The sequence below is a fragment of the Arthrobacter sp. JSM 101049 genome (assembly GCF_041679245.1).
GTDB lineage: Bacteria > Actinomycetota > Actinomycetes > Actinomycetales > Micrococcaceae > Arthrobacter_H.
In genome coordinates this window covers 252,264-260,235 of the sequence record NZ_JBGFFC010000004.1, presented here as the reverse complement: position 1 = coordinate 260,235, position 7,972 = coordinate 252,264, and the positions used below count along the sequence as shown (strand labels likewise).

9 protein-coding genes are annotated in these 7,972 nt (G+C 70.6%); 3 read left to right on the top strand and 6 right to left on the bottom strand.

The genetic code is table 11. The features are described 5' to 3' along the window. Window positions 1–250: 250 nt before the first annotated feature. From AB8M85_RS13345 to AB8M85_RS13335, 3 genes are read right to left on the bottom strand one after another with little or no spacing between them, the layout of a single operon-like run. Window positions 251–952, bottom strand: a complete 702-nt coding sequence (locus AB8M85_RS13345) for a CbiQ family ECF transporter T component (RefSeq protein ID WP_372699318.1) — start codon at window positions 950–952, stop codon at window positions 251–253. Then, the gene (locus AB8M85_RS13340) at window positions 952–1,668 is read right to left on the bottom strand and encodes an energy-coupling factor ABC transporter ATP-binding protein (RefSeq protein WP_372699317.1); all 717 of its coding nucleotides are present in this window, start codon (window positions 1,666–1,668) and stop codon (window positions 952–954) included. Before AB8M85_RS13340 ends, AB8M85_RS13345 begins: the two co-directional genes overlap by 1 nt. 8 nt (window positions 1,669–1,676) lie before the next feature. Further along, window positions 1,677–2,294: a biotin transporter BioY gene (locus tag AB8M85_RS13335; protein WP_372699316.1), complete on the bottom strand. Its 618-nt coding sequence runs from the start codon at window positions 2,292–2,294 to the stop codon at window positions 1,677–1,679. A 150-nt stretch (window positions 2,295–2,444) separates the two neighbouring features. Between AB8M85_RS13335 and abc-f the strand changes: the two genes are divergently transcribed. After that, window positions 2,445–4,046 (top strand): ribosomal protection-like ABC-F family protein, encoded by a 1,602-nt coding sequence (gene abc-f / locus AB8M85_RS13330; protein ID WP_372699315.1) that lies wholly within the window; start codon window positions 2,445–2,447, stop codon window positions 4,044–4,046. Window positions 4,047–4,163: 117 nt separating this feature from the next. On the opposite strand, the gene AB8M85_RS13325 is transcribed toward abc-f, so the two are convergent. Genes AB8M85_RS13325 through AB8M85_RS13315 form a run of 3 tightly spaced genes read right to left on the bottom strand, consistent with a single transcriptional unit; the run spans window position 4,164 to window position 6,026 of the window. Next, the gene (locus AB8M85_RS13325) at window positions 4,164–5,057 is read right to left on the bottom strand and encodes an SURF1 family protein (RefSeq protein WP_372699314.1); all 894 of its coding nucleotides are present in this window, start codon (window positions 5,055–5,057) and stop codon (window positions 4,164–4,166) included. 4 nt (window positions 5,058–5,061) lie between these two features. Continuing rightward, window positions 5,062–5,304 carry a hypothetical protein gene (locus AB8M85_RS13320; RefSeq protein WP_372699313.1) on the bottom strand — a complete coding sequence of 81 codons (243 nt, stop codon included), beginning with the start codon at window positions 5,302–5,304 and terminating at the stop codon, window positions 5,062–5,064. Beyond that, window positions 5,301–6,026, bottom strand: a complete 726-nt coding sequence (locus AB8M85_RS13315) for a DUF3099 domain-containing protein (RefSeq protein ID WP_372699312.1) — start codon at window positions 6,024–6,026, stop codon at window positions 5,301–5,303. Before AB8M85_RS13315 ends, AB8M85_RS13320 begins: the two co-directional genes overlap by 4 nt. 151 nt (window positions 6,027–6,177) lie before the next feature. Here AB8M85_RS13315 and AB8M85_RS13310 point away from each other — a divergent pair, with 151 nt between their 5' ends. Then, a complete protein-coding gene (locus AB8M85_RS13310; protein WP_372699311.1) occupies window positions 6,178–6,927 on the top strand; it encodes a beta-ketoacyl-ACP reductase in 750 nt (249 codons plus the stop codon). A 204-nt stretch (window positions 6,928–7,131) separates the two neighbouring features. Continuing rightward, a complete protein-coding gene (locus AB8M85_RS13305) occupies window positions 7,132–7,875 on the top strand; it encodes an SDR family oxidoreductase (protein WP_372699310.1) in 744 nt (247 codons plus the stop codon). The last annotated feature ends 97 nt before the right edge of the window (window positions 7,876–7,972 follow it).

Here is a 7,972-nt window from a genome sequence, read left to right as displayed (position 1 = left end):
CTCCGGAACTTCTTCCATGACCCCACTCTTCCACCTGCCACCGACACTTTGGCCGTCCCGGGTTGGCCGGTGGACAGGACCGATGGGAATCGAACCTGTGAGGGGAAAGAAGCCGCGCGCGTCCGGGGAACACGGAGGTGATGCAGGGAGATGGCACACGTAGATGACACACGGAGGTTTTGCGCGGAGCTCTCCGACCTTGGAAGAGGGGCGCGGAGGTTGACCGATGGAGCGGGAGCCGGCGTAGGTGTCAGCGGTCCTGGTTGTCGGGAGCGCCGTCGTCCAGTGCGCAGTCGCCCGTTGCGTCGTCGCCCTTTGCGCCGTCGGCGGTGCCGTGGTCCAGAATTCCCCGGGCGGCGAGGGCATCGCCGGTCTGCTGGGCGAAGGCGACCGCGGAGACCACTACCGGACCAGCAAGCACCACCGGGTTCCGGCCCAGGCCCCGGGCCCGGGCTGCATCGGCGACATCGGCGATGCACCCGAGCATGGCCGGGATGCTGCGCAGCATGAGCCCCACGGCCAGGGCGACCACCTCGGGGTTGACCCCGAGCACGCGCAGAGGCGCTGCGGCCCTGGCCAGGGCGTCCACGAGGTCCGTCTGTTCGGTGGTCAACAGCAGCAAGCGTGCCAGCTGCACTGCGGCAAGCATGCCGCCGACCACCATGAAGGCGGTCCAGGGTCCGTTCATCCACCACTGGTAGGCGCCGAGCAGGAGCAGGATCCACCACAGGAAGCGCAGCGGGCCGGCCCAGGCCGCCAAGACGCGGCGGCCCGCCAGGGCGAAGAGGGCCAAGCCCACGGCGAGCAGGACCGCCGTCGTGCCCGGTGAGCGCCACAGCACCAAGGCCACGCCGCAGGCCACCAGCACGAGGTACTTCAGCCAGATCGGGGCCCGGTGGACGGGGGAGTGGCCCGGCAGCCGCAGCCCGATCAGCAGGGCGTGGCCGCGCATCAGCGGCGACCGCGCTGTGGGTCCAGGGCCAGCCGGCGGTAGCAGTCGACGGCGTCGCGGGGGTCGCCGTCGTGGATGATGCGGCCAGCATCGATCACCAGCGTCCGGTCCGCCCGGGCGGCGAAGTCGAGGTCGTGGGTGGCGTAGATGACCTGTTGGTCGAGCCCGAAGAGCGTGTCCTGCAGCAGCACGTTGTTGCGCAGGTCCAGCAGCGTGGTCGGCTCGTCGGCGACGAGGATGCCCTGGCCGGTGGCGAGCACGCTGGTCAGGGCGACGAGTTGGCGTTCGCCGCCGGAGAGGTCGTGGACGCTGCGCTCGGACAGGTGGGCCAGTCCCATGGTGCCGAGATGGTGCAGCGCGGCCTCCCGGCGTCGTGCCTTGTTTTTGACGCTCGCCTTCAGCGAGAGCTCCACGTCTTCGCGGACCAGGGGCATGACCAGTTGGGAGAGCGGATCGCTGAACAGGAAACCGACCCGGCGGCGGACGGCCGCGACGTCGCGCACGGTATCCAGGCCCTGGACGGCGATCCGGCCGGTCGTGGGGCGCGCCAGGCCATTGATCAGGCGCAGGAAGGTCGACTTCCCCGACCCGTTGGCCCCGATGACGGCGATCCGCGGCTCGGTGAGGTCAAGGCTGGCCGGCTCGAGCAGGACGGAATCCGGCCCGGTCCCGCCCGGATCCGGGAAGCTGACGCCGGCGCTGTGGAAGCTGATCACCGGATCTCCTAGGCGGCGAAGTCGCGGCGGGCCAGGCGGGGGAAGGCCTTGAAGACGGTGGCGGCGACCAAAGCCGCGATGAGGTTCTTCACCAGGTCCCCGGGCCAGTAGGCCAGGTCGACCAGTGCGGCCTGGCCCAGCGGGATGTGCCCGTTGAGGCTCATGCCGAGGATGCCCAGCGGGTGGGTGACCAGGATTGAACCGGCCATGGCAGCGGCGAACAGCCACAGCACACGGACCCGACGGGTCCTGCGCAGCACGAGGGTCGCCAGGGCGCCGGCGACCAGGGCCGCCAGCGGGAAGGCAAGCAGGTAGCCGGCGGTGGGGCCGGCCAGGACGCCCAGGCCGCCGGAGAACCGGGCGAAGACCGGCACGCCGGCCAGCCCGACGACGACGTAGAGCAGGACGCTGGCCGTGCCGCGCAGCGAGCCCAGGCACAGGGCGACCAGCGAGACCGCCAGGGTCTGCAGCGTGATGGGAACCCCGAGCGGGCCCACGGGGATGGCAGGGACCAGCGTCAGGGCGGCCAGCAGTGCGGCGAACACCGAGATCAGCCCCAGGTCGCGGGCTCCCCACGAGGTGCGCTGGACCGGCTGATGGGATGCCTGGAGTGAGTCGTTCGTCATGCCGACCATGATACTTGATCGGTGTTCAAGGCGGGTGCGCGGTGCAGGGAGGGTGCTGTGGGACTCGTCACCCTCGGCGCGCCGGGAGCGGCACGCGTACACTGGAAAGGTTGCGTGTCAGCGCACCACATCCCATTTGAGAGGTTCCTTGTGATTTCCGTTGCCGACCTTGAGCTCCGCGCCGGTGCTCGACTCCTGATGGAGGGTGTTTCCTTCCGCATCGACCAGGGGGACAAGATCGGACTGGTCGGACGCAACGGCGCCGGCAAGACGACCATGACCCGCGTGCTGGCGGGAGAGTCGGAGCCGACCGGCGGAACGGTGATTCGCAACGGGTCCGTCGGCTACCTGCCCCAGGACCCCCGCACACCGAACATGGGACAGCTGGCCCGCGACCGCATCCTCTCGGCCCGCGGACTCGACGAGATCGTCACCAAGCTGAAGAAGTGCCAGGACGAGATGGGCAGCGAGGACGACGCCATCCGCACCAAGGCGATGAACCGCTACGACCGCCTGGACGCCGAGTTCATGTCGCGCGGCGGCTACGCCGCCGAGGCCGAGGCCGCGGCCATCTGCAACAACCTCGCCCTGCCCGAGCGGCTGCTGAACCAGACCCTGGACACGCTCTCCGGTGGCCAGCGCCGCCGCGTGGAACTGGCCCGGATCCTCTACGCCGACGCCGAAACCCTGCTGCTTGACGAGCCGACCAACCACCTCGACGCCGACTCGATCGCCTGGCTGCGTGAATTCCTGCGGAACCACCAGGGCGGACTCATGGTGATCTCGCACGACACCGGGCTGCTCGAGGCCACGGTCAACAAGGTCATCCACCTGGACGCCAACCGGGCGACGATGGACCTCTACAACCTCGGGTGGAAGCGCTATCTCGAACAGCGCGAAACCGACGAGCGCTCCCGGCGGCGCGAACGCGCCAACACCGAGAAGAAGGCCAGCACGCTGCTGGCCCAGGCCAACAAGATGAAGGCCCGGGCCTCCGGCGCCTCCGCCGCGCAGAGCATGCTCAAGCGCGTCGACCGCCTCATGGACGGCCTCGAGGAGGTCCGCGTGCAGGACCGCGTCGCGGCGCTGCGCTTCCCCGATCCGGCACCGTGCGGCAAGACCCCCATGATGGCCAAGAACCTCAGCAAGTCCTACGGTTCGCTGGAGATCTTCATGGACGTCGACCTGGCCATCGACCGCGGCTCCAAGGTCGTCATCCTCGGCCTGAACGGCGCCGGCAAGACCACGCTGCTGCGGATGCTCGCCGGCGTCGGGCAGCCCGACACCGGCGAGGTCATCCCCGGCCACGGGCTGAAGATCGGCTACTACGCCCAGGAGCACGACACGCTCGACACCGAACGCACCGTGCTGGAGAACATGCGCTCCTCCGCTCCGGACAACCTGGGCGACGCCGAGGTCCGCGGCATCCTGGGCTCGTTCATGTTCAGTGGCGACGATGTCAACAAGCCGGCGGGAGTGCTCTCCGGTGGCGAGAAGACCCGCCTGGCCCTGGCCACGATCGTCGCCTCCAGCGCCAACGTGCTGCTGCTCGACGAGCCGACGAACAACCTGGACCCGGCCAGCCGTGCCGAGATCCTGAACGCCCTGAGCAACTATCCGGGCGCCGTCGTCATGGTCAGCCACGATGAGGGGGCCGTCGCGGCCTTGAACCCCGAGCGCGTGGTCCTGCTGCCCGACGGCGACGAGGACCTCTGGAACGACGACTACCTGGAACTCGTCACCCTCGCCTAGTGCCCCGGCATCGGCCGGCGCTCGGGATCCTGCCTTTTGGCGGGACCCCACAGGCACCGGCCGGCGGCTGCCTCTCCGGGGATAACTACCCGGCGGGGCAGGCCGCTGGCCGGGAGCCTACCGGTGGGCCTGGTCCTCGAACCGGTCGAGGTAGGCGTCCTCGAGCTCCTCGTCCGTGGGCGTGTTGCCGCGCCGGCGGGTCGGTCGCTGCCGGGGTGCGCGGTAGGCCGAATGCAGCACCTGCACCCCCGCGGCCTCGGCTTCGGCGGCCTCCTGCGCGTCCTCCCGGTTGATCCGGGCCTGCTGGCGCGCCGCATAGCCGAGCCCCACGAAGGAGAGCACGCCGAAGGCGAACCACTGCAGGGAGTACGAGAGGTGGTTCCCCTCCTTGATGGAGGGGCGTTCCAGGGGCTCCGGCATGGTCGCGGCCGCCGGATCCTCGCCCGCCAGGACCCCGTAGGCGCCCGTGGCCACCGGATAGCCCAGGACGTCGGCGATGTGGGGCAGCTCGATCGAGGCCACCTGGCCCTCGGGCGCACTGCGCGATACCGCCGGCTCGCCGACCTTCAGGCGGGCGGTGACCTCCACGGTTCCCTGCGGGGGAGCGGGGACGGTGTCGGGCCGGCCGGCGGTGTCATCGCCGATGGGCAGCCACCCCCGGTCGATGACGACGACGGTGCCCTCCGTGGTCTTGAAGGGCACCAGGACCTCGTAGCCCGGGCCGCCGTTGCGCGGCCGGTTGCGCACCACCAGCGTGTCGTCCACCAGGTAGGTCCCCGTCATCGTCACCGGCGTCCAGGCCTCGTCCTCGGGCAGCGACGCGAAATAGGGGCGTGCCCGCCGGAAGTCGATGGCCTGGGCATCGTAGTTGGCCTCCACGCGGGCATTGCCGGCCCGCGCCTCGTCGAGCCGGTTCATCTGCCAGCGGCCCAGCCCCACGCAGGCGGCCGCGAAGACGCATACGAGCAGCAACCAGCCGAGCCAGCGCGTGCTGGCCAGGAATCGGTACACGGATTCAGCCCTCCTGGGCGTTGTCGGGGAGCGGGCGCGACTCCTTGAACAGGCCGCGCTCGGTCAGATAGGTGGTCAGCCAGCCGCGGTGTTCGTCGCAGGCCAACCAGATCTTGCGCCGCTCGGGCGTGTGGATGCGGGGGTTGTTCCAGAGCAGTTGCCAGGCGGCGGGTTGGCGGCAGCCCTTGCGCGAGCACAGGGGCTCGGCCGGGCCGTCGACGCCGGAGAGCTGGTCGAAGATGCTCATCCGTGGTGCCTGTCCTTCCGCCGGTGTCCGGCCGGGTCGTGGTGGCGCCGCCCGGGAGCTTCCTGCCCGAAGGCGTGCTGCCCGGGAGCTTCCTGCTCCGGGTGGTCCTGCGCGCGCTGGCCTGGCTCCCCGGGCTCGTCCTGCGGCTCGTACCATTCGCCGGGCAGCACGTCCGCGGGGGTCGGGTCCGCGGAAGCCGGTTCCGCGGAAGCCGGTTCCGCATCCTCCGGTGCGGCCGCGCGCTGCCCGGAACGCTGTCCGGTACCTCGTTCGGCATCCTGCCCGGAATCCGGCCCCGTGCCGGGCGCGGCGGACGCCGGGCGTCCGGGGGCGCCGGCAGGTTCGGTGTTCCCGGCGGTACCGGACCCGTCCGGCCCGGTCCCGCCGCTGGCCGTGCCCCCGGGGGCGCCCTCCGGCAAGGCGGCGGGGGCACCGCCGTCGTAGTAGTTCGACGTGGTCCGCTTGTCCAGGTCGGCGCCGCTGGCATTGGCGACGATCACGGCGAAGTAGGGCAGGATGACGGCCAGCACCAGCATGACGACCTGCAGCCAGCCGTGCACGAAGAACGCGGCGATGAAGCAGGCCAGGCGCACGCTCATCGAGATCGTGTACTTGACCGTTCGGGAGTGCATGTCCGCCGAGCGCGCCTCATCGGCGTCGGTGATCCGTTGCGGATGGCCGGCAGGGGAATGTGCGTTCAGGTGGTGGGGTTTCTCGCTCATGTTTCTTCCGTGGGCTCGGCTTCCATTGTCTCACCGTCACCGCGATCCGCCGAACCCGCGCACAGGTGGCCGTGCACGTGCCGGAGGCCCCCGGGGAGGCCGCGCGGATAGACTGGCGGGGAAACCACCGACCATCGACCGTGGAGGACCCATGACTGAAACCGCGACCGACACCGCGACCGACACCGCGCAGCCCACAGCCCGCAGCGTCCTGATCACCGGCGGCAACCGGGGCATCGGCCTGGCCATCGCCCGCGCGTTCGAGGCCAACGGCGACAAGGTCGCCATCACCTACCGCAGCGGCGAGGTCCCCGAGGGGCTGCTGGGCGTGCAGGCGGATGTGACGGACACGGAGTCGATCGACGCCGCATTCACCGAGGTCGAGGCGGCCCACGGCCCGGTGGAGGTGCTCGTGGCCAACGCCGGGATGACCCGCGACATGCTGCTGCTGCGCATGAACGAGGACGATTTCTCCTCCGTGCTCGACACCAACCTCACCGGCGCGTTCCGTGTCATCAAGCGTGCCTCCAAGGGCATGATCCGGTTGCGCAAGGGCCGGATCGTGCTGATCTCCTCGGTCGTGGGGCTGCTCGGCTCGGCCGGCCAGGTCAACTACGCCGCCTCCAAGGCCGGCCTGGTGGGCATGGCCCGCTCGATCACCCGCGAGCTCGGTTCCCGCGGCATCACCGCCAACGTCGTGGCACCGGGCTTCGTGAACACCGACATGACCGCGGCCCTGCCCGAGGCCACCCAGAAGGAATACCTGGCGTCCATCCCGGCCAAGCGCTTCGCCGAGCCCGACGAGGTCGCCCAGGTCGTGCGCTGGCTCTCCGGCGACGAGGCTGCCTACATCTCCGGGGCGGTCATCCCCGTCGACGGCGGCCTGGGCATGGGCCACTAGCGCCGCCACTGGCGCCGGTCCCCGTTCCGCCGGACGGATTTTGGAGCTTCCCTACAACTGCACGACGCCGGAACGGCTGGCAAGATGGAGGGGAGCGCCTGCCGCGGTGGGCACCTTTTGCAGCATTCGCACAACTGCGGGCTCGACCCGGGCCAACCCGGATCACCCCGGACCAACCCGGATCACCCCGGACTAGGAGCACTCATGACCGATCTCACCGGCAAGACAGCCATCGTCACCGGGTCCTCGCGCGGCATCGGCGCCGAAGTGGCCCAGAACCTGGCGGGGCAGGGCGCCGCCGTGGTGGTGAACTATCGCCAGAAGGCCCCGCGGGCCAACAAGATCGTCGCCGGCATCACCGAGGCCGGCGGCAAGGCCGTGGCCGTCGGCGCCGACCTGACCGAGGAAGCCGGGGCGCAGGCCCTGGTCGACGCGGCGATCGGGAACTTCGGCTCGCTGGACGTGCTGGTCCTCAACGCCTCCGGCGGCATGGAATCCGGCCTGGGCGAGGACTACGCGCTGCGCCTGAACCGCGACGCCCAGGTCAACATGCTGCGCACCGCCGCCGCCGTGATGCCCGAGGGCTCCCGCGTGGTGTTCGTGACGAGCCACCAGGCGCACTTCATCGAGAAGACCGCCACGCTGGACGCCTATGAACCGGTCGCCCGCTCCAAGCGCGCCGGCGAACTGGCCCTGCGCGAGGAAATCCCGGCGCTGGAGGCCAAGGGCATCTCGCTGGTCGTCATCTCCGGGGACATGATCGAGGGCACCGTGACCGCCACGCTGCTGGACCGCGCCCAGCCCGGGGCGATCGAGGAGCGCCGCAAGGCCGCCGGCAAGCTGCTGACCGTCCAGGAGTTCGGCGTGCAGGTGGCCGCTATGGCGACCGCCGACGTGCCCACCGGGCACACCGAATACGCCGGCGGGGCCGGGCACTTCCTGGACTGACCGCACACGGGCTGGCCTCGGGGCCAGACAAGAACGGGGCGTACCCGCCGGATGGCGGGGACGCCCCGTTCTCGTCTGCCGTGCGCTGCGGCTGCCG